The following is a 21,010-nucleotide window of genomic DNA, read 5'->3' as shown; positions in this document are numbered from 1 at the left end:
CCTTTACGGCGCTGCCGTGGTTGCCCCAGCCGCCGACCGGGGCCGGCGCCAGTCCAGGGAGACGCTGCTGAGCCGGTCAGTGGCGCGCCGCCGCCACGACGACTCGCTGACCGTGTTCCGTGGCAGACGAGAAGCCCCGCACGGGATCGGTCCCGTGCGGGGCTGCCAGGGCAGGCGCTCAGCGAGCCTGCATGATCTCGCGCATGAGGCGGGCCGTCTCGGAGGGGGTCTTGCCGACGCGGACGCCGACCTTCTCCAGGGCCTCCTTCTTCGCCTGGGCGGTGCCGGCGGAGCCGGACACGATGGCGCCCGCGTGGCCCATCGTCTTGCCCTCTGGGGCGGTGAAGCCCGCGACGTAGGCCACGACCGGCTTGGTGACGTGCTGCTCGATGTAGGCGGCGGCCCGCTCCTCGGCGTCGCCGCCGATCTCGCCGATCATCACGATCGCGTCGGTGGCGGGGTCTTCCTGGAACGCCTGGAGCGCGTCGATGTGCGTGGTGCCGATGACCGGGTCGCCGCCGATGCCCACGGCGGTGGAGAAGCCGAAGTCGCGAAGCTCGTACATCAGCTGGTAGGTGAGCGTGCCGGACTTCGAGACCAGGCCGATGCGGCCGGCGGTGGTGATGTCGGCGGGGATGATGCCGGCGTTGGAGGCGCCGGGGGAGGCGATGCCCGGGCAGTTGGGGCCGATGATGCGGGTCTTGTTGCCCTTGGCCACCGCGTAGGCCCAGAACTCGGTCGAGTCGTGCACCGGCACGCCCTCGGTGATGACCACGCAGAGCGGCATCTCGGCGTCGATGGCCTCCTTGACCGCGTCCTTGGTGAACGCCGGGGGCACGAACACGACCGACACGTCGGCGCCGGTCTGCTCCATCGCCTCCTTGACCGTCCCGAACACGGGCAGGCCCTCGTGCGTGGTGCCGGCCTTGCGGGCGTTGACGCCGCCGACCACGCGGGCGCCGGAGGCGAGCATGCGGCGGGTGTGCTTGGTGCCCTCGCCGCCCGTCATGCCCTGAACGATGATCTTGCTGTTCTCGGTCAACCAGATGGCCATGGGTCACACACCTGCCGCAGCGAGCTCGGCGGCCCGCTTGGCCGCGTCGTCCATCGTGTCTACCAGCTCGACCCGCGGGAGTGCGGCGTCGGCCAGGATCTGCCGCCCGAGCTGGGCGTTGTTGCCGTCGAGGCGGACCACCAGGGGATGGGTCACGGCCTCGCCACGGCTCTCCAGCAGCTTGAACGCCGAGACGATGCCGTTGGCGACGGCGTCGCAGGCGGTGATGCCGCCGAAGACGTTCACGAAGATCGACTTGACGCTCGGGTCGGAGAGGATGATCTCCAGGCCCGCGGCCATGACCTCGGCCGAGGCGCCGCCGCCGATGTCGAGGAAGTTCGCGGGGGACGGCTTGCCGGGGAACTGCTCGCCCGCGTAGGCCACCACGTCGAGCGTGGACATGACCAGGCCCGCGCCGTTGCCGATGATGCCGACGTCGCCGTCGAGCTTGACGTAGTTGAGGTCCTTCTCCTTGGCCTTGGCCTCGAGCGGGTCCTCGGCCGCCTTGTCGGCGAGCGCCTCGTGGTCGGGCTGGCGGAACGTGGCGTTGTCGTCGAGGGTGACCTTGCCGTCGAGGGCCTTCACCTGGCCGTCGGCCGACAGGATCATGGGGTTGACCTCGACGAGCGTGGCGTCTTCGTCGACGAAGCAGCACCACAGCTTCTCGATGAGCTCGGCGGCGCCGTCGAGCGCCTTGTCCGGCAGGCCGCCGGCCACCGCGATCTCGCGGGCCTTGGCGCGGTCGATGCCGGTCAGCGCCGAGACCGGCACCTTGGCGACCTTCTCCGGCGCGGTGTGGGCGACCTCTTCGATGTCCATGCCGCCGGCGGCGGAGCAGATCGCGAGGAATGTACGGTTGGCGCGGTCGAGCAGGAAGGAGAAGTAATACTCCTCCGCGATCGCGCTGGCCTCCTCCACGAGCACCTTGTGGACCGTGTGGCCCTTGATGTCCATGCCGAGGATGGCGGTGGCCTTCTCGACGGCGTCGGCGGCGTCGGCCGCCACCTTCACACCGCCGGCCTTGCCACGGCCACCGGTCTTGACCTGTGCCTTGACAACAACGCGGCCTGTCAGCTCCTCGGCCGCCGACCGCACCTCCTCCACGGTGTGGGCGACGATGCCGCGTGGCACCGGGATGCCGTAGTCAGCGAAGAGTTCCTTCGCCTGATGTTCGAACAGGTCCACGAGGGGTCCGTCCTCTTCCCATTTGTCGCTCACCCTCCTCACTCGCTCCGTGGAGTGCCTTCTGCGTCGGCCCTCCACTCCGCTCGCTGCGTCGGGTTCGCTCCTTGCTTATCCGACTGAATGTTCGACGCTTGTCCGACTGATGTTCGGCGGCCCGGGCACCTGCACTTACGGTCGCGTCCGCTTCGCCGTTCGGTGGCATCGTGCCTCGCTCTCTCACGGCGAGCTCCTACGCTCAGGGTGCGTGCCGGGCGTTTCCGCCAGTGAAGCCTAGCCCGAAGCTTGACCTGACCAGGTCATCGGGTGGGGGTTCTCGCGCTATGTGACGGTGATCTCACTTCTCCACGACGGCATCTGCACGAATTTTGCACCGATTCGACGGCATACGCCCCGGTTCTCGATATACGGTCGTGATCTTCGATTGGCAGAATCGATGCCTCTTCCTTTTGGAACCAGAGGAAACTTGTATGAACCGATTTGTCGCGGCCGGGCGGTGACCACGGCCGCACGCACGGGGGCACACGGCGTTCCTTGAGGAAGACCCGATCCGCTCGCTCGGCGGCATTCCGTAATGGCCGGCCCGCCGAGCCGCTCCACAAGGCCCTACTTCTGCCTTGACCTCAACAACAGAACTTCGACGAAGGAAATCCGCATGAAGCGAATCCTGACCGGCGTGGCGTTAGCCACGACCGCCGCGCTGGTGACCGCCACCCCGGCGATGGCCGCCCCCAAGGACCCCGTGGTCGCCGTCAAGAAGCGGATGACCCCCGGCAAGGGGGTGAGCTTCACCGAGCGCACGACCGTCTCCCAGGGCAACAAGCGCGAGGTGTTCCTCCGGCGCAGCGGCACCCTGCAGTTCAGCAGGTCGGGCATCGCCGCCTCCGACATCACCGGCAAGCTCAACATCACCTCCAAGGACCTGGGCGACGTACCGGACAGCGAGTTCGGCGAGATCCTCAGGGCCGTGGCCAAGCCTGAGCGCACGATCAGGGTCGGCACCACGGCCTACCTCTCCGGCAACATGTGGACGACCCTGCTGCCCGAGGGCAAGACCTGGTTCAAGGCGCCCAAGGGCCCGCCCGGCGGCATCACCGGCACGTACGGCCAGCCCGTCAACGTCGGCGAATACTCCACGCTCAAGACCCTGCTCAAGGGCGCCAAGGCCACCAGCCACGGCTACAAGGGCACCATCAAGCTGGGCGCCCTGTGGAAGGCCTCGCCCTGGCTGCGCGCCGGCTCGCCGAGCAAGCCGTCCGCCAAGGCGCTGAAGGCCCCGATCGCGTGGCGGCTCACCGTGAACGCGGCCGGCCTGCCGACGCGCCTCGTCACGACGTTCTCCTCAACGGTGAACGGCACCGACGACAAGGGCAGCGTGAGCGTGGACACGAGATACACCGGCTGGGGCAAGGCCGTGTCGATCAAGGCGCCGGCGGCCAAGGACGTCGCGACCTCGTTCGAGGACGGCCGGGAGGACATCTCCAGCCTGACCGAGATCCCCCTCGGCGTGTTCGCCGTCACCGGCTGACCTGCTGACCGTCCGCGCCTCTCCCTCCTCAGGACGGGAGAGGCGCGTACCGGGCGGGATGGGCGCCGCGCAGAGCGGGACGGATGCCGTACCGGACGGGAAGGGCGCGGCCGCGCGGGAGAGGGGCGGCCGGGCTCAGCCCAGTCTGGACTCCCGGAGGGCCGCCCATTCGAGAGAGTGCCTGATGCCCTCGTCGAGGGAGTGGCGGGCCTGCCAGTCCAGCAGGCGGCGGGCCCGGTCGCTGCGGGTGTAGGCGCCGGGCACGTCGCCGGGGCGGGCGGGGGCCTCGACGACCTCGATGGGACGGTCCACGACCCGGTTGAACGCCTCGGCCAGCTCGCGGACCGTGGTGCCCGCGCCGGTGCCCAGGTTGATCACGTCGGTGTCCAGTCCGTCGAACCTGCGCAGGGCCGCCACGTGCGCGGTCGCCAGATCCCAGACGTGCACGTAGTCGCGGATGCCGGTGCCGTCTCTCGTCGGGTAGCCGGTGCCGGTGATCTGGAAGGGCACGCCGTCCTCGTACGCCTCGATCATCTTGCCCAGGGCGTGGCTGGGACGGCGCAGTTGCAGGCCGGTGCGCATCCGCGGGTCGGCGCCGACCGGGTTGAAGTAGCGCAGGGACAGGATCCTGATCGGGAGGCCGGCCGCGATGTCGGCGAACATCGCCTCGCACACCGCCTTGGTCTGCGCGTACGGGCTCTGAGGGGCGAGCGGCGAGTCCTCGTCCACCGTGTGGTCCGCGCCCGCCTGGTAGATCGACGCGGAGGAGCTGAAGATCATCCGCTCGCACCCGTTGCGGAGCAGGTGGTCGACGAGTTCGAGGCTCTTGGCGACGTTCGCGCGGTAGTAGCCGATGGGGTCGGCCACGGAATCCGGCACCACGATGAGCGCCGCGCAGTGGACGACAGCCTCGATATCCGGATTTTCGGCGAATATCTTGTCAATCAGTGGGCCATCGCCGATATCTCCCTCATAGAACACCCGCCCTTCGGCGAACTCCCTCCGCCCCGTCACAAGGCTGTCCAGAATCACGGGAGTGATCCCGGCGTCCAGGCACGCCGACGCGACCGTGCTGCCGATATAACCCGCCCCGCCAGTTATCAGAACACGCATCCCAGCACCCTAGCCTCGCCTCAGCTCTCCTGCCCGTCCCATCCTTTACGGCTCCGCCAAGGCCGGCCACCCACCGCACGCCGGCCGGGGACCTTCCAGGGCAACGCTTTCTGACCCTTCAGTGGCGCGCCGCCGCCACGGCGCGCCCCGCAGGCCGTGTTCCGTGGTGACCCGTTGCCCCGTGGCGACCGGCGCCGCGTGAACCGCTCACGCCGGGCCCCTCCGTCTCCGTACCGACGGGTATCGAGGTGCGGCAGGCCGCTCTCAGAAACGGTGGCCGGGGACGTCCGGTGACCGGCGGTTTCGGCGGTGGTCCATGGGACGTCATCCGGCGGCCCAGGCTGCGGTAAAGACTGGCCTGCGCTCTGGTCTTGGCGGCGTTGGCGTGCGACATTTCCTGATATGGGCAGGGACGTGCCAGTCGTCGCCTTCAGCCGGGACGACCGCCGGAAATATCGGGAAAAGGTGCGTCGGTGCCTCGACGTCTTCGCCCAGATGTTGCGCGAATCCCGCTTCGACTTCGAACGCCCGCTCGCCGGACTGGAGATCGAGCTCAACATCGTGGACGCGCGCGGCGAGGCCGTCATGCGCAACGCCCAGGTGCTCGCCGCCATCGAGCGGCCGGACTGGGCGACGGAGCTGGGCCAGTTCAACATCGAGATCAACATCGAGCCCCGGGAGCTCGGCGGCGACGGCGCGCTCCTCCTGGAGAACGACATCAGGGCGCGGCTCAACCACGCCGAGGATCGCGCCCGCTCCCAGGACGCCCACCTGGCCCTGGTCGGCATCCTGCCCACCCTGCGCGAGCAGGACATCGGCGAGGGCACGCTCTCCGCGAACCCCCGCTACCGCCTGCTCAACGAGCAGATCTTCGCGGCCCGCGGCGAGGACCTGCACCTGTCCATCGAGGGCGTCGAACGCCTCGACACGCACGCGGACAGCATCACGCCCGAAGCCGCCTGCACCAGCGTGCAGCTCCACCTTCAGGTCAGCCCCGAGGCGTTCGGCGCCCACTGGAACGCGGCCCAGATCATCGCCGCCCCCCAGGTCGCGGCCGCGGCCAACTCGCCCTACCTGTTCGGCAAGGAGCTGCACCGCGAGACCAGGATGGCGCTGTTCGAGCAGGCCACGGACACGCGGCCGGCGGAGCTGAAGACGCAGGGCGTACGGCCGAGAGTCTGGTTCGGCGAGCGGTGGATCACGAGCGTCTTCGACCTCTTCGAGGAGAACGTCAGCTACTTCCCCGCGCTGCTGCCCCTCTGCGAGAGCGAGGACCCGCGCGCGGAGCTCGAACAGGGCCGCATGCCGGAGCTCCACGAGCTCACCCTGCACAACGGCACGATCTACCGCTGGAACCGGCCGGTGTACGCGGTGGTGAACGGGGTGCCGCACCTGCGCGTCGAGAACCGGGTGCTGCCCGCCGGACCCTCCGTGGCCGACATCACCGCCAACGCGGCCTTCTACTACGGGTTGATGCGCGTCCTGCCGTACGCCGAGCGGCCGCTGTGGAGCCGGATGTCGTTCCAGGCGGCGGCCGACAACCTCGCCGCCGCGGCCCGGCACGGGCTGGACGCGCGGCTGTACTGGCCAGGGGTGGGCGAGGTGCCCGCGGCCGAGCTGATCCTGCGCCGCCTGCTGCCCATGGCCCAGGAGGGGCTGGCCGCGTGGGGCGTGGACGGGCCCGTCGCCGACCGGCTGCTCGGCATCATCGAGGGACGCTGCATCGCTGGCCGTACGGGCGCGAGCTGGCAGGTGGAGCACGTGCACGCGCACGGAGGCGACCGGCACGAGGCGCTGCGGGCCATGACGCTGGAGTACATCGAGCGCATGCACAGCAACGAGCCCGTGCACACTTGGGATGTGTGAAGCCTGTGATCCGAGCCCTGGTTCTCGTCCTGGTCCTGCTGGTCGGCGCGTGCGGCATCACCCGGCCGGCGTCCATGGACACGGAGGGCGCCGACTCCTTCGAGGAGGACGTCCGCACGGCACGTACGTTGTCGGAGGCGTTCTGGAAGCAGCAGTTCGAGCAGTTAGGCCGGATATATCGGCCACTGACCGCCTTCGTCCCCTACGCGGGCCGCTCCGGCCCTGCCTGCGGCAACGAGCCCGCAGTCCCGAACAACGCCTTCTACTGTCCGCTCGGTCACTTCGTCGCGTTTGACCGGGACTGGATGGAGGCGCTGTGGACGGAGATGGGCGACGGATCCGTCTATGTGATCATCCCGCATGAGATAGGGCACGCCGTACAGGCGCAGCTCCAGACGGGCTTCCAGCTGAACGTGCAGGCGGAGCTCCAGGCCGACTGCTACGCGGGCGGCACCCTGTCCGCCCTGGTGAACTCGGGCGCGCTGCGGGCGGAGGAGGGCGACGAGGAAGAGCTGCTCTACAGCCTGGAGGCGGCGGGCGACCCGACGGACGACTGGCTCGACCCCTCGGCACACGGAACGGCGGCGCAACGTCAGGCCTCGTTCGCGAGGGGATACCGGGACGGGGTGAGCGCCTGCTGACGCCGTACGGACCGGACGGCCCTCCACCCCAGGGATGTACGCGCGCGTCAACCGAGAGGATGATGTGTCCGATCATGACCACGCTCTACCTTTGACCCATGTCACTGGAGGAGATCGGCTGGCTGCGCAGGGGCGCGTGCAGGTCCAGCGACCCTGACCTCTTCTTCCCCCTCGCCCCCACACCGCTGCAGGAGGCGCGGGCCAAAGCGGTCTGCGCCGGCTGCCAGGTCATCGAGGAGTGCCGTTCCTACGCGTTAAGGGAGGGCGAGGCGGAGGGCATCTGGGGCGGCCTCACCCCGCAGGAGCGCCGCCGCACCCGCTTCCCCGAGGGCTGGCGCCGTCCCGCCGCCTCCTGACGGCCTGTGTTACGTCGCCCGCCCCCTGAGGGCCTATGCTCCGTCGCCCGCCCCCTGACGACCTGGGCTACGTCGCCCGCCCCCTGACGACGCGGGCGACGTAGCCTGCAGGGGTGCTGCTTCGCTCGATCGCGATCCTCGCCGCCGCCAACATCATGAACAACAAGATCGCCCCCCGGCTCGGCCCGGTGACGTCCGCCGCCGCGACGGCCGCCCTGGTGGCGATGGCCCGCAGGTCCGGCCTTTCGTGGCAGGAGCTCGGCTTCGAGCACGGCCGCCGGGGCGCGATCGCGGGCGGCGCCCTTGCCGCCGGAGTGGCCGCCGTCTACACGGTCGGCATCTCGATGCCGCGCACCAGGCCCCTCTTCCACGACGACCGCGCCCTGTCGCTCTCGCGCGCCCGTGTCTGGGAGGAGGCGCTGATCCAGGTCCCCTTCGGCACGGTCCTGCTGGAAGAGGTGGGCTTCAGGGGCGCCCTCCACGCGTTGCTCCGCCAGAGGCACGGCACGGTCGCCGCCACCGGGGTCTCCTCCGCCCTGTTCGGCCTCTGGCACATCCTCCCGGCCATCGACATGGCCCGCGCCAACCCCGCGCTCGGCGCCCTGGTCGCCGACGAAGCCCCCGGGCGCCTCGACACCGCCCGCGTGGTGGCGGGCAGCGTGGTGTCCACGGCGGCGGCGGGCGTGATGTTCTGCGAGCTACGCCGCCGGGGCGGCCTGCTCACCCCCGTGATGCTGCACCTGGCCACCAACTCCTTCGGCTACCTCTTCGCCCGCCTCGCCGGCAAGCAGAAACCAAGCCCTCGCGCCTCAGCCTGAGATCTTCCGCTCATCCCGTTCTGACCACGTACGGTGACCGTCCCTCCCGTCCCGCGGTAGATCATCTACCCATCCGGGAATGAAGGTTCTCCGCCCGGGAGTGAAGATCCCTCCGGCGCCTTCTGGATCGTTCCACACGACCCCTGCCTCGATGCTCTAACGTCTGCGTGGCGCCCTTCCCGGGAAATCGCTCCTCCTCGGGAAGGGCGTATATCAAGATCGTAATTTCTGATATACGCTGGAGGTACGGAGGTGGTGTTGCATGCGTACAGTGATCGACATCGACAAGGAGCTCCTGGAGGAGGCCCAGCAGAAGCTAGGGACGCCGACCATGAAGGAGACGGTCCACATCGCACTGCAGGTGGTCATCGACAGGGACGCGGAGAGGGCAAGCGCGATCGAGGCCTTCGAGTTCTGGCGCACGGAGGGGAGCCCGGATCTGCTCGACCCGGAGATCATGAAGAATGCGTGGCGACGGCAGGACTGATGTATCTGCTGGACAAGAGCGCGCTCGCGCGCATCCGCACCAGCGACGCGGTCGCGAAGGCGCTCCATCCGCTCTACGCGGCCCGGGCCGTGGCGACCTGCAGCATCATCGATCTCGAAGTGCTCTATAGCGCCCGCGACATCGCCCACTACCAACGCATCCTTCAGGCCCAGCGCGAGTGCGTGCTGCTCCCGATGGACCAGGAGGTGCAGGCACGGGCCCTGGACGTGCAGAAACAGCTCGTAGCGATCTCTCGGCACCGCGGCATCGGGCCCAACGATCTGCTGATCGCCGCCTGCGCCGAGCTGCACGGGGCGACGATCCTGCACTACGACCGCGACTTCGACGTCATCTCCGAGATCACGGGGCAGCCCGCGCTCTGGGTGGTTGCCCCCGGATCGGTGCCGTAGCACCGCGAGGCGGAGGTCAGTCCGTGGAGACGACCTGGAAGCCCTCCGCGTAGCGGCCCTCGCCGAAGCCGGCCTGCTCGCCCCAGGCGGCGAAACGGCTCCTGACGAAGTCGGCGAAGCCCTCCACATGAGCGACCTGGCTCACATGTGACTGCAAGGCCGCGAGCTTGCGGTCCATGGCGCCGGTGACGTCCACCCAGTGATCCGGTGCGGGGCCGCCGGTCAGCCACACCTCACGCACGGTCCAGGCCTCCAGGCCCTCGTCCCGCGCCAGCTCGGGGAAGGCGTAGGGGTTGCGGGCGTCGGGATAGACGGCGTCGAGGGCGGCGCCGCCCACCGCGCGATGGTCGGGATGGCTGGGCGCGACGAACCGGTAGTTACGATCCGGATGGTGGGTGATGACCAGGTCGGGCCTGACCTGCCGGATCACGCGGGCGATGTCACACCTGAGCTCGAGCGACGGCACCACCTGGCCGTCCGGATAGCCGAGAAAACGCAGATCCGTGACGCCGACCGCCTTGGCGGCGGCCCGCTGCTCGGTCCTGCGCAGCTCGGCCATGCCCGAGTTGTCCAGAGTGCGTTCGTTGCCGCCCGCGTCACCGTCCGTGACCAGCAGGTACGTGACCTCCACGCCCCGGTCGACGAACAGCGCCACGCTCCCCGCCGCGCCGAAATCGGCGTCATCCGGGTGGGCGGTCACGACAAGAACCCGGTTGATCTCGCTCTCCGGCAGCATGGTTTTCCTTTCTGGACATTCCGTCGAGCACAACCGGAGCACCGGCGACGGCATTCCGTGCGACGTTTGTCGGTGGGGCGTCTTAACCTAGGTGGGTGCCGACCCAAGTCTCTGTTGACCACCCCTTGCTCGATGGCCTCAACCCGCAGCAGCGCGAGGCCGTGATCCATCATGGCAGCCCGCTGCTCATCGTCGCGGGGGCAGGGTCAGGCAAGACGCGGGTGCTGACGCATCGCATCGCCTATCTGCTGGCCGAGCGCGACGCGCATCCGGGCGAGATCCTCGCGATCACCTTCACCAACAAGGCCGCCAAGGAGATGAAGGAGCGCATCGACCAGTTGGTCGGGCCGCGCTCCAAGGCCATGTGGGTGATGACGTTCCACAGCGCCTGCATGCGCATCCTGCGGCGGGAGGCCAAGCGGCTGGGGTTCCCCTCCAGCTTCTCGATCTACGACCAGGCCGACTCCCAGCGGCTCATGGCGATGGTCTGCAGGGAGATGGAGCTCGACCCGAAGCGCTATCCGCCGCGCTCGTTCTCCGCCCAGGTCAGCAACTTCAAGAACGAGCTGGTCGACTACGAGAGCGCGCTCGACAGGGCGGGCTCGCATCTGGAGAAGACGCTCGCGCAGGCGTACAAGGCCTACCAGCTCAAGCTGACCGAGGCCGGCGCGATGGACTTCGACGACATCATCATGAACACGGTGACGTTGTTCCAGCTCTTCCCCGAGGTGGCCGAGCACTACCGGATGCGCTTCAGGCACGTGCTGGTCGACGAATACCAGGACACCAACCACGCCCAGTACATATTGATCAGGGAGCTGGTGGGGCATCCCGAGCTGCGCACCGCCGACGGCGACCTGGTGCGGTCGGGGGCCGACCAGTCGGAGCTGTGCGTGGTGGGCGACGCCGACCAGTCGATCTACGCCTTCCGCGGCGCGACGATCCGCAACATCCTGGAGTTCGAGCGCGACTATCCCGACGCGCGCACGATCATGCTGGAGCAGAACTACCGCTCCACCCAGAACATCCTGGCCGCCGCCAACGCCGTCATCGCGCGCAACGAGTCGCGCAAGCCCAAGAACCTCTGGTCCGACCAGGGTGACGGCCCCAAGATCGTGGGCTACGTCGCCGACAACGAGCACGACGAGGCCATGTTCGTGGCCCAGGAGGTCGACCGGCTCAGCGACGAGGAGGGCGTCAAGGCCGGCGACGTCGCGGTCTTCTACCGCACCAACGCCGCCTCCCGCGTGTTCGAGGAGATCTTCATCCGCACCGGCCTGCCCTACAAGGTGGTCGGGGGCGTGCGCTTCTACGAGCGCAAGGAGGTCAAGGACCTGCTGGCCTACCTGCGGGTGCTGGCCAACCCGGCCGACGTGGTGTCGCTGCGGCGCATCCTCAACGTGCCCAAGCGCGGCATCGGCGACCGGGCGGAGGCCATGATCGAGGCGCTGTCGTCGCGCGAGCGCATCTCGTTCTGGGACGCGCTGCGCAGGGCCGACGAGGCGTACGGCATGGCCACCCGCTCGCTCAACGCGGTGCGCGAGTTCGTCGCGATGATCGAGGAGCTGATCACCAAGGCCGAGGGCGTGCCGCCGTCCGCGCTGGCCGAGGAGGTGCTGGTGGCCACCGGCTACCGCGCCGAGCTGGAGGCCTCAGAGGATCCGCAGGACGAGTCGCGCCTGGAAAACCTCAACGAGCTCATCTCCGTGGCCTCCGAGTTCGAGGAGGCCAACCCGGAGGGCACGCTGGTCGAGTTCCTGGAGCAGGTGTCGCTGGTGGCCGACGCCGACCAGATCCCCGACGCCGACGGCGGGCAGGGCGTCGTCACGCTGATGACCCTGCACACCGCCAAGGGGCTGGAGTTCCCCGTCGTCTTCCTGACGGCGATGGAGGACGGCGTGTTCCCGCACATCAGGTCGCTGAGCGAGCCCAAGGAGCTGGAGGAGGAGCGGCGGCTGGCCTACGTCGGCATCACCCGGGCCCAGCAGCGGCTCTACCTCACGCGCGCGGCCGTGCGCAGCTCCTGGGGGGCGCCGTCGTTCAATCCCGCCTCCCGCTTCGTCAACGAGGTGCCGGCGCAGCTCGTCGACTGGCGCACCGACCCTGAGAAGTCCGCGTGGAACGCGGCCACGCGGCGCGAGCCGGCCGCCCGGCCCGCCCCGGCGAAGAGCGGCGGGCGCACCGTGCCGTCGCTGGCGCCGGGCGACCGGGTCAGCCATGACGCGTTCGGGCTGGGCACGGTGGTGTCCGTCGACGGGGTGGCGGAGAAGACCAAGGTCAAGATCGACTTCGGCAGCGGCGGTGAGAAGACGCTGCTGCTGGCGTACGCGCCGCTCGAGAAGCTGTAGCTCCGGCCGGCGCAGAAACCCGCGCCCGTCCCTGCCGCCCGCCGCCGGCGGTGAGATCGCTGGTGGCGGGCGTCCGCGCGGACGGTCCGGCAGTCGGGGGTCAGACCAGGCGGCGGGCGGTGGCCCAGCGGGAAAGCTCGTGGCGGTTGGAGAGCTGGAGCTTGCGCAGCACCGACGACACGTGCGTCTCCACGGTCTTGACCGAGATGAACAGCTCCTTCGCGATCTCCTTGTACGCGTAGCCGCGCGCGATCAGCCGCAGCACCTCGCGCTCGCGCTGCGTCAGCGAGTCGAGCTCAGGGTCGATGGACGGGGCCTCCGACGAGGCGAACGCGTCCAGCACGAAGCCCGCCAGCCGCGGCGAGAAGACCGCGTCGCCCTCCGACACCCTGCGGATGGCGTCGGTCAGCTCCTTGCCGCTGATGTTCTTGGTGACGTAGCCTCTGGCGCCGCCCCGGATCACGCCGATGACGTCCTCGGCGGCGTCGGAGACCGACAGGGCGAGGAAACGCACCTGGGAGCCGGAGCCCAGGACGCGGCGCAGCACCTCCTGGCCGCCGCCCCCGGGCATGTGCACGTCGAGCAGCACCACGTCGGGCTGCAGCTCGGCGATCGCCTTGACCGCGGAGTCCACGTCCTCGGCCTCGCCCACCACCTCGATCGAGTCGCCGAGTTCGGCGCGTACGCCGGAACGGAACAGCCGGTGATCATCGACGATCAACACCCGTGTCATGCCTTCTCCACCTTCATGGTCAACATCACTTCCGTGCCCTCGCCGGGCTCGGTGCGCACCCTGGCCGCGCCTCCGTGACGTTCCATTCTCCCGATGATGGACTCCCTGATTCCCATCCTGTCCAGAGGCACGGCGTCAAGGTCGAACCCCTTGCCACGATCCTTCACGAAAATCGTGACCTCTTCACCCTCTACTTCCGCATAGACGGAAATGGACGGACTGCCAGAGTATTTGGCGGCGTTGACCATCGCCTGCCGGGACGCCTTGAGCATGGCGGCCAGCTTGCCCGCCGAATCGAGGTCGATGTCTCCGACGCAGACCACCTCGATGGGCACGCCGTGCGCGTCCTCCTCCTCGGCCGCGATCCTGCGTACGGCGGCCGCCACCGTGGCGTCGGCGTCCTGGGCCGGCTGGTAGAGCCAGTTGCGCAGGTCGCGCTCCTGCGCACGGGCCAGGCGGGTGACCTCGCGCTGGTCGTGGGCGACCCGCTGGATCAGCGTGAGCGTGTGGAGCACCGAGTCGTGCACCATGGCGGCCACTTCGGCGCGTTCCTCCTGCCTGATGCGCTCACGGCGTTCGAGCTGCAGCTCTTTCCACAGGCCGGCCAGCCAGGGGGCGGCGATGACGGCCAGGCCGCCGACCACGACGGCGGTGAACAGCAGCCCCTGGCTGGCCTGGGCCAGCTCGCCCTGTGCCGCCAGGAACCCGGCCCCGCCGATCACGACGAGCACGACGCCGAGCAGCGAGCGCACCCGGTTCTTCCGCATGCTGAGGGCCGCGCCGCTCATCCAGGTCTTGCGGCGTTCCGGGTCCGCCTGCTGCCAGAGGATGAGGGCGCCGATCCCGCCCACGGCGAACGGCAACATGCCGATGCCGCCCTGGGAGGCGCCCGTCAACCAGCCGAACGCCAGCAGCGCCACCCCGATCGCGCTGAACGCGGCGAGCTGGCTCCAGTCACGCTGCGGCGGGGCGGTCCCCTGGTACGGCTGTTTCGGCGCGACCATCCACAACACCGCGTACGCGACCATGCCGATGCCGTCGACGACGCTGAGCAGCACGAACATCAGCCTGATCACCACCGGATCAAGCGAGAGCTGCGTCGCCAGCCCCTGGGCCACGCCGCCGATCAGGCGGCCCTCCATGGGGCGCATCATCCGCCGATAAGGCGTTTCGCCGCTGGGCTCGGCAAGTGTCTTCTGGTCAGCCATAACATGGCCATAGTCACACGTCCCGGGCACAAGGGCATCAGGGAACGACCCCCGGGTCGGGTCAGGGGTGTCCCGGATGCGGGCACACCGCACGCAGGTACACGATGGTGACATGACAGAAGCTCCGCCCAGGGAACCGGCCGCTCCTCACCGTGTGCTGCGACGCAGCAGCGAGGGGCGCTTCCTCATGGGAGTCTGCGCGGGCCTCGGGCGGCACACCGGCATCGACCCCGTGGTGTTCCGCGTGGGCTTCGCGGTGCTGATGCTCGGCTCTGGCATCGGCCTGTTCCTCTACATCGCGGCGTTCCTGCTGATGAAGGAGCCGAACGGCAAGCCCGGCCTCATCGAGCAGTGGACCCGCCGCGACTTCGACGCCGACGCCGTGATGGCGCTGCTGGCCGCGGTGCTGGCGTGCGGCCTGGGGATCAACATGGCGACGGTGTGGCTGGACGTGGGCACGCTCGTGGTGGGCGTGTTCCTGGCCGTGTCGCTGCTGGCCGCGCACGCGAGCGGGGTCGACCTGCTGGGGCTGGCCCGGTCGATGCCCGAGCGGCTCAGCAGGCGCAGGACCGGCGACGGGCGACCGGCGCCGTCCTACACGCCTCCCAGGCCGACGTCTCCGGTACGCCCGCAGTCCGCGGCCACCGGCCTGGGCGAGCCCGCGGCGCAGGAGACAGGCCACCGGCCGGTCCAGGAACCGGTACACGAGACGACCCGCCATCCGGTCCAGGAACCGGCGCAGGAGACGACCCGCCGACCGCCCCACGAGCCGACCCGGGAGTTCACCGGGCTGGTGAGCGAGAACGCTCAGGAGTCGCCGCCGGCCGGACCTGCCCGGGGGCACGACGCCGTCGAGCCGGACGCGGCCCTCGGCGACGCGGTGACGGCGGAGCACGCCGTGCCCCCGTACCAGCCGCCCGCCCACGGACGGCGGCAGCCGCGAACGGCCGCCTACGGCGACCCGTTCGCCCCCAACGGCCCCTACCAGCCGCTCGATCCGGCCAGGAGAGCCGGCGGCTACTCGCCGTACGATCCGGCTCTGTACGCCCGCCCGGCCCCCGCGGAACGGCCCAGGCCGGCACGCCGCCCGAAGTCGTTCATCGGCGTCTTCACCCTGTTGCTGGCTTTCATCATTGGAGGAATCGTCATGGCGGCCCAGGCCAGGACGGTCACTGGCGTGAGCCCGACCATCGTCGGCGGCGCCATGCTCATCACCATCGGCGCCGGGCTGCTGATCGCCGCCTGGTGGGGGCGGGGCGCCGGGCTGGTCGCCGCTGGTACGTTCGTCGCGCTGCTCGTGGGCACGGGGCTGATGCTGGGCGGTGTGCCGAGCAATGTCGGATCGTCGGAATGGACCCCGGCCAGCGTCGCGGAGGCGAGCCGGCACTATGACGCCGGGCTCGGCGACGGCCGGCTCGACCTGTCGGAGCTGGAGCTGGCGCCGGGGTCGACGACGACGTTCACCGCCTCGGTCAAGGCGGGCGAGCTGGTGGTGATCGTGCCACCGACGGCGAGAGTGGAGGTGCGTGCCTCCAACAAGGTCGGCGACATCACGCTGGACCAGTCGGTCCAGGGCGGAGTGGATGTGCGGGTGAACGAAGTGCTGCAACCCGAGGTGAAACCGGACGGCGAGCCCGCCACCCTCGTGCTCGATCTGCGCAGCGGCGTCGGCGACATCGAGGTGCGACGTGGCGCGTGACGTCGAGCGGCCGCGCCGCGTGCACAGGACGGACTGGATGGCCCTGCTCAGCGGCGTGCTTTTTGTCGTTTTGGGTATTTTGGTGGTGACAAGGGCGATCACGGATTGGCTGGTTCTCTGGGGTGTGATGGTGCTGGGATTGGCGTTCGCGGGGCTGGTGGCGATCATCGCCAAGGGGCTGCGCGGCAAGTAGACCTTGACCGGGAATAACACCGGCGTACGTTCGGAGTGTCCGCCTTTCCCCCTGCTCCTGAGGGAGGACGTATGCCCCGAATCACCGTCACCGTCGACGGGATCACCTACGAGGAGGACGTCGAACCGCGGCTCCTGCTCGTCCACCTGCTGAGAGACCGGCTCGGCAAAACCGGCACACCGGTCGGCTGCGACACGAGCAACTGCGGCGCCTGCACGGTCATGCTCGACGGCAAGAGCGTGAAGAGCTGCTCGGTGCTGGCCGTCCAGGCCGACGGCGGCGACGTCGTCACCATCGAGGGCCTGGGCGCCGACGGGTCGATGCACCCGATGCAGCGGGCCTTCCACGAAGAGCACGCGCTGCAGTGCGGATACTGCACGCCCGGCATGGTCATGGCCTCGATCGACCTGCTCAGAGACGATCCCGACCCGTCGGAGGAGACGATCAGGGAGGGCCTCGAGGGCAACCTGTGCCGCTGCACCGGCTACTGCAACATCGTCCGCGCCGTACGGAGGGGCGCGCAGGAGATGGGGCAGGCGGTGAGTTCGCAATGACGGAGATGGACGCCGGCCTGGTCGCCGAGCAGATCGCCCGGAGCGACCAGCTCAACGAGCCGACCGACCGCTCCGAGGTGGGCAGGCCGCGGCGGCGCAAAGAGGACACGAGGCTGCTCACGGGGCGGACGCAGTGGACGGACAACCTCTCGCGCCCCGGCATGCTGCACGTGATGTACCTGCGCAGCCCGATGGCGCACGCCAGGATCACCAGGGTCGACGTGTCGGGGGCGCGTGACCTGCCGGGGGTCGTGGCGGCGTACAGCGGGGAGGATTTCGCCGCCGAGCAGGGCAGCCTGCCGTGCGCCTGGCCGGTGAGCGACGACATCGTCATCCCCGACCACCCGCCGATGGCCGTGTCCGAGGTGCGCTACGTCGGCGAGGCCGTGGCCTGCGTGGTCGCGACCGACCGCTACCGCGCCGCCGACGCGCTCGACGCCATCGAGGTCGACTACGAGCCGCTGCCTGCCGTGCTCGACATGAACGAAGCCCTCGCCGACGGCAGCCCGAAGGTGCACGAGGCGGGCAACAAGGCGTTCAGCGCGAAGATCACGTCGGGCGACCTCGACGCCGCGTTCGAGGGCGCTCCCGTCGTCATCGACCGCACGTACGTGCAGCAGCGGCTCATCCCGAGCGCGATGGAGCCGCGGGCGGTGCTGGCCGACACCGACGGCGAGTCGTTCACGCTCTGGACGTCCACGCAGATCCCGCACGTCCTGCGGGTCATGCTGGCCATGGTGACCGGCGTCCCCGAGCACCGGATCCGCGTGATCGCGCCCGACGTGGGCGGCGGGTTCGGCTCGAAGTTGCAGGTCACCGCGGAGGAGGTGCTGGGCCTGCTGCTCACGCGCAAGCTCGGCAAGCCGGTCAAGTGGACCGAGTCCCGCTCCGAGGGCAACCTGACCGTGCACCACGGCCGCGACCAGATCCAGCACATCAGGCTGGCCGCCGACGCAGACGGGCGCATCAGAGGGCTGCAGGTCGACCTGCTGGCCGACATGGGCGCCTACCTGATGCTGGTGACGCCGGGCATCCCGATGCTGGGCGCGTCGATGTTCAACGCGATCTACAAGATGGACGCGTACGAGTTCGCCTGCACGGGCGTGTTCACCACCAAGATGCCCACCGACGCGTACCGGGGCGCGGGCCGCCCGGAGGCGACGTTCGCCATCGAGCGGATGATGGACGAGCTCGCCGCCGAGCTGCGCATGGACCCGGTGGAGGTGCGCAGGCGCAACTGGATCAGGCACGAGGAGTTCCCATACACGACGATCTCGGGCCTGACGTACGACTCGGGCAACTACGAGGCGGCCACGGACAGGGCGCTGGCGTTGTTCGGCTACGACAAGCTGCGGGCCGAGCAGTCCGACCGGCGTGACAGGGGCGACCCGGTGCAGCTCGGCATCGGCGTCAGCACGTACACCGAGATGTGCGGACTGGCGCCGTCGAGGATGCTCGGCGAGGCCAACTACGGCGCGGGCGGCTGGGAGCACGGCGCGGTGCGCATGCTGCCCACGGGCAAGGTCGAGGTCATCACCGGCACCTCGCCGCACGGGCAGGGCCACGTGACGTCGTGGAGCCAGATCGCGGCCGACGCGCTCGGCGTGCCGTTCGAGGACGTCACGGTGTTGCACGGCGACACGGCGATCGCCCACAAGGGCATGGACACCTACGGCTCCCGCTCGCTGGTCATCGGCGGCGTCGCGGTGCTGAAGGCGTGCGACAAGGTCAAGGACAAGGCCCGCAAGCTGGCCGCGCACGTGCTGGAGTGCTCGCCGGACGACCTGGAGTTCGAGGCCGGGGCGTTCAAGGTGCGGGGCACCGAGTCTCAGCGAACGATCCAGGAGCTGGCCCTGGCCGCGTTCACGGCGCACGACCTGCCCGACGGTGTGGAGGCGCGGCTCGACTCCGAGGCCACGTTCGATCCGGAGAACTACTCCTTCCCGCACGGCACCCACCTGTGCGCGGTGGAGGTGGACACGGAGACGGGCATGGTGAAGATCCGCTCGTACGTGGCGGTCGACGACGTCGGCAAGGTCGTCAACCCGCTGATCGTGGAGGGCCAGGTGCACGGCGGCATCGCGCAGGGCATCGCGCAGGCGCTGTTCGAGGAGGCCGTCTACGACGCCGACGGCAACCTGCTGACCACCACGATGGCCGACTATCTGCTCCCGTCGGCGGCGGACCTGCCGGGCTTCACCCTCGACCGCACAGAGACGCCGGCGACCAGCAACCCGCTGGGCGTCAAGGGCGTCGGCGAGGCGGGCACGATCGCCTCGACCCCGGCCGTGGTGAACGCCGTCGTGGACGCCCTGCGCCCGCGCGGCGTGCACGACGTACGGATGCCGTGCACGCCGGAACGCATCTGGCGGGTCCTCAACGACGGCGCGCAGGAAGGAGCACGGCCATGATCCCCGCGCAGTTCGACTACGCCCGGCCCGCCTCGCTGGAGGAGGCCTGCCAGGCGCTCGCCTCCGACGAGGAAGCCAAGGTGCTGGCGGGCGGCCAGTCGCTGCTGCCGCTGCTGCGGATGCGGCTGGCGTACCCGTCGACGCTGGTGGACGTCGGCCGGCTGCCGGATCTGAAGGGCGTGCACGATCGCGGCGACCACGTCTTCATCGGCGCGATGACCACGCACGACGAGGTCGTGCGCTCCGACGTGGTCACCGCGGGATGCCCGCTGGTGGCGCTGGCCACGGCCATGGTGGCCGACCGGGCGATCCGGCACCGGGGCACGTTCGGCGGCTCGCTGGCGCACGCCGACCCGGCGGGCGACCTGCCGGCCGTGGTGCTGGCACTGGACGGCGTGCTCGTGGCCAGGTCGGCGGAGGGTGAGCGGGAGATCCCCGCCGCCGGCTTCTTCGTCGACTACCTGGAGTCGGCGCTGGAGCCGGGCGAGATCCTGACCGGGGTGAAGATCCCGAAGCTGGGCGCGGGCTGGGGTTTCCACTACGAGAAGTTCCACAGGACCGCGCAGTCGTGGGCGATCGTCGGGGTGGCGGCGGCGGTCAAGCGTTCCAACGGCGCGATCACCGAGGCCAGGATCGGGCTGACGAACATGGGAGAGAAGCCGCTGCGCGCCCGAGCCACCGAGTCGGCCCTGCGGGGCGTGGAGCTCGGTGACCAGGTGCGCCTGGCGTGCGAGGAGGCGGCCGCCGACACCTCTCCGCCGGCCGACCTGCACGCGCAGCCCGACTACCGGCGGCACCTGGCCAGGGTGCTGACCCATCGGGCGGTACGCGCGGCGGCCGGATCGCCCTGATCTCAAGGGGGCATCCCTTCCGGGGTGCCCCCGCCCCGGCGTAGTGTCGCAACGGAGAAGGAGCGGTCGATGGCGATGCGTTTCGAACACGAGTTCACGGTTCCTGTTCCGGTCGAGCAGGCCTGGGCGGTGCTGCTCGACGTCGAGCGGGTCGCTCCGTGCCTGCCGGGGGCAAGCCTGGACGTCTTCGAGGGCGACGAGTTCACCGGCAGGATGAAGGTCAAGGTCGGCCCGATCACGGTGACGTACAAGGGCTCGGCCGCGTTCGAGGAAGTGGACAAAGACTCCCACACGCTGACGCTCAAGGCGTCGGGCAAGGAGTCGAGAGGGCCGGGCACGGCCTCCGCCACGGTCAAGGCGCGGATGACGCCGCGCGAAGGGGCCACGGCGGTGGCCGTGGAGACGACGTTCAACGTGACCGGCCGGCCGGCCCAGTTCGGGCGGGGCGTGATGGCCGAGGTCGGCGCCAAGCTCATCGACAGGTTCGCCGAGAACCTGGCCGCGCTGCTGTCCGAGTCGACCGTCGAGCCCGCCCCTCCGCGGGAGGAGGATCGGCCTGTCGCGGCGGTGCCGGAGCCCGGCGAACCCGAGGAGATCCGGCAGGAGGTGCGGCCCGTTGGCACGTTGCGCACGTCGCGCACGGCCGACGAGGAGGCGCTCGACCTGCTGGAGATCGCCGGGCAACCGCTGCTCAAGCGGCTGGCGCCGATCGCGGGCGCGGTCGCGGCGCTGCTGGTCATCCTCTGGGTGATTCGTCGGCTTATGCGCTGATTTTTGGGCAAATATTTGATCAAGTCCTGACGCTTCCCCTCCGGCAGGGGC

General features: G+C 69.7%; 20 protein-coding genes. 14 read left to right on the top strand and 6 right to left on the bottom strand.

Annotated features, from left to right (window positions below):
* Positions 1–178 precede the first annotated feature (178 nt).
* Both sucD and sucC read right to left on the bottom strand, forming a co-directional pair.
* Positions 179–1,054 carry a succinate--CoA ligase subunit alpha gene (gene sucD, locus ABGB14_RS26995; protein WP_347616666.1) on the bottom strand — a complete coding sequence of 292 codons (876 nt, stop codon included), beginning with the start codon at positions 1,052–1,054 and terminating at the stop codon, positions 179–181.
* A gap of 3 nt (positions 1,055–1,057) precedes the next feature.
* Positions 1,058–2,239 carry an ADP-forming succinate--CoA ligase subunit beta gene (sucC, locus tag ABGB14_RS26990; protein ID WP_347646732.1) on the bottom strand — a complete coding sequence of 394 codons (1,182 nt, stop codon included), beginning with the start codon at positions 2,237–2,239 and terminating at the stop codon, positions 1,058–1,060.
* Positions 2,240–2,891: 652 nt separating this feature from the next.
* Between sucC and ABGB14_RS26985 the strand changes: the two genes are divergently transcribed.
* Positions 2,892–3,764: a hypothetical protein gene (locus tag ABGB14_RS26985; protein WP_347646607.1), complete on the top strand. Its 873-nt coding sequence runs from the start codon at positions 2,892–2,894 to the stop codon at positions 3,762–3,764.
* A gap of 135 nt (positions 3,765–3,899) precedes the next feature.
* On the opposite strand, the gene galE is transcribed toward ABGB14_RS26985, so the two are convergent.
* Complete coding sequence (galE, locus tag ABGB14_RS26980) at positions 3,900–4,877, bottom strand: UDP-glucose 4-epimerase GalE (RefSeq protein WP_347646606.1); 978 nt, start codon at positions 4,875–4,877, stop codon at positions 3,900–3,902.
* Positions 4,878–5,291: 414 nt separating this feature from the next.
* On the opposite strand from galE, the gene ABGB14_RS26975 reads away from it, so the two are divergent.
* From ABGB14_RS26975 to ABGB14_RS26950, 6 genes are all read left to right on the top strand, one after another.
* Positions 5,292–6,743: a glutamate--cysteine ligase gene (locus ABGB14_RS26975; RefSeq protein ID WP_347646605.1), complete on the top strand. Its 1,452-nt coding sequence runs from the start codon at positions 5,292–5,294 to the stop codon at positions 6,741–6,743.
* Positions 6,740–7,384 carry a neutral zinc metallopeptidase gene (locus ABGB14_RS26970; protein ID WP_347646604.1) on the top strand — a complete coding sequence of 215 codons (645 nt, stop codon included), beginning with the start codon at positions 6,740–6,742 and terminating at the stop codon, positions 7,382–7,384. Before ABGB14_RS26975 ends, ABGB14_RS26970 begins: the two co-directional genes overlap by 4 nt.
* 98 nt (positions 7,385–7,482) lie before the next feature.
* Positions 7,483–7,740: a WhiB family transcriptional regulator gene (locus ABGB14_RS26965; protein WP_347646603.1), complete on the top strand. Its 258-nt coding sequence runs from the start codon at positions 7,483–7,485 to the stop codon at positions 7,738–7,740.
* A gap of 113 nt (positions 7,741–7,853) precedes the next feature.
* Positions 7,854–8,558, top strand: a complete 705-nt coding sequence (locus ABGB14_RS26960; RefSeq protein ID WP_347646602.1) for a CPBP family intramembrane glutamic endopeptidase — start codon at positions 7,854–7,856, stop codon at positions 8,556–8,558.
* A gap of 262 nt (positions 8,559–8,820) precedes the next feature.
* Positions 8,821–9,045, top strand: coding sequence for a type II toxin-antitoxin system VapB family antitoxin (locus tag ABGB14_RS26955; protein WP_132631692.1), 225 nt, complete (start codon positions 8,821–8,823; stop codon positions 9,043–9,045).
* A complete protein-coding gene (locus ABGB14_RS26950; RefSeq protein WP_347646601.1) occupies positions 9,045–9,455 on the top strand; it encodes a PIN domain nuclease in 411 nt (136 codons plus the stop codon). Before ABGB14_RS26955 ends, ABGB14_RS26950 begins: the two co-directional genes overlap by 1 nt.
* 16 nt (positions 9,456–9,471) lie before the next feature.
* Here the strand turns inward: ABGB14_RS26950 and ABGB14_RS26945 are convergent, their stop codons facing one another.
* A complete protein-coding gene (locus ABGB14_RS26945; protein WP_347646600.1) occupies positions 9,472–10,191 on the bottom strand; it encodes a PIG-L deacetylase family protein in 720 nt (239 codons plus the stop codon).
* Positions 10,192–10,316: 125 nt separating this feature from the next.
* On the opposite strand from ABGB14_RS26945, the gene pcrA reads away from it, so the two are divergent.
* Positions 10,317–12,539, top strand: a complete 2,223-nt coding sequence (pcrA, locus tag ABGB14_RS26940) for a DNA helicase PcrA (RefSeq protein ID WP_347646731.1) — start codon at positions 10,317–10,319, stop codon at positions 12,537–12,539.
* Between the two features lie 100 nt (positions 12,540–12,639).
* Here the strand turns inward: pcrA and ABGB14_RS26935 are convergent, their stop codons facing one another.
* On the bottom strand, positions 12,640–13,272 hold the full coding sequence (locus tag ABGB14_RS26935; RefSeq protein WP_347646599.1) for a response regulator transcription factor: 633 nt from the start codon (positions 13,270–13,272) through the stop codon (positions 12,640–12,642).
* Positions 13,269–14,480, bottom strand: coding sequence for a PspC domain-containing protein (locus tag ABGB14_RS26930; RefSeq protein ID WP_347646598.1), 1,212 nt, complete (start codon positions 14,478–14,480; stop codon positions 13,269–13,271). The genes ABGB14_RS26935 and ABGB14_RS26930 overlap by 4 nt, the downstream gene beginning before the upstream one ends.
* A 112-nt stretch (positions 14,481–14,592) precedes the next feature.
* On the opposite strand from ABGB14_RS26930, the gene ABGB14_RS26925 reads away from it, so the two are divergent.
* The 6 genes from ABGB14_RS26925 to ABGB14_RS26900 all read left to right on the top strand — a co-directional run bounded on the left by ABGB14_RS26925 (position 14,593) and on the right by ABGB14_RS26900 (position 20,959).
* Positions 14,593–16,179, top strand: a complete 1,587-nt coding sequence (locus ABGB14_RS26925; RefSeq protein WP_347646597.1) for a PspC domain-containing protein — start codon at positions 14,593–14,595, stop codon at positions 16,177–16,179.
* Entirely contained in the window at positions 16,169–16,372 is a 204-nt protein-coding gene (locus ABGB14_RS26920) for a hypothetical protein (RefSeq protein WP_347616678.1), read from the top strand. The genes ABGB14_RS26925 and ABGB14_RS26920 overlap by 11 nt, the downstream gene beginning before the upstream one ends.
* A gap of 71 nt (positions 16,373–16,443) precedes the next feature.
* Positions 16,444–16,926 carry a (2Fe-2S)-binding protein gene (locus ABGB14_RS26915; protein WP_347646596.1) on the top strand — a complete coding sequence of 161 codons (483 nt, stop codon included), beginning with the start codon at positions 16,444–16,446 and terminating at the stop codon, positions 16,924–16,926.
* On the top strand, positions 16,923–19,337 hold the full coding sequence (locus ABGB14_RS26910; protein WP_347646595.1) for a xanthine dehydrogenase family protein molybdopterin-binding subunit: 2,415 nt from the start codon (positions 16,923–16,925) through the stop codon (positions 19,335–19,337). Before ABGB14_RS26915 ends, ABGB14_RS26910 begins: the two co-directional genes overlap by 4 nt.
* Positions 19,334–20,188 carry a xanthine dehydrogenase family protein subunit M gene (locus tag ABGB14_RS26905; RefSeq protein WP_347646594.1) on the top strand — a complete coding sequence of 285 codons (855 nt, stop codon included), beginning with the start codon at positions 19,334–19,336 and terminating at the stop codon, positions 20,186–20,188. The genes ABGB14_RS26910 and ABGB14_RS26905 overlap by 4 nt, the downstream gene beginning before the upstream one ends.
* Positions 20,189–20,257: 69 nt before the next feature.
* Entirely contained in the window at positions 20,258–20,959 is a 702-nt protein-coding gene (locus ABGB14_RS26900; RefSeq protein WP_347646593.1) for an SRPBCC family protein, read from the top strand.
* Positions 20,960–21,010 lie beyond the last annotated feature (51 nt).

It is taken from the genome of Nonomuraea sp. B10E15 (assembly GCF_039871615.1).
In the GTDB taxonomy this organism is placed as follows: Bacteria; Actinomycetota; Actinomycetes; order Streptosporangiales; family Streptosporangiaceae; genus Nonomuraea.
This window is presented reverse-complemented; position numbering and strand designations above follow the sequence as displayed.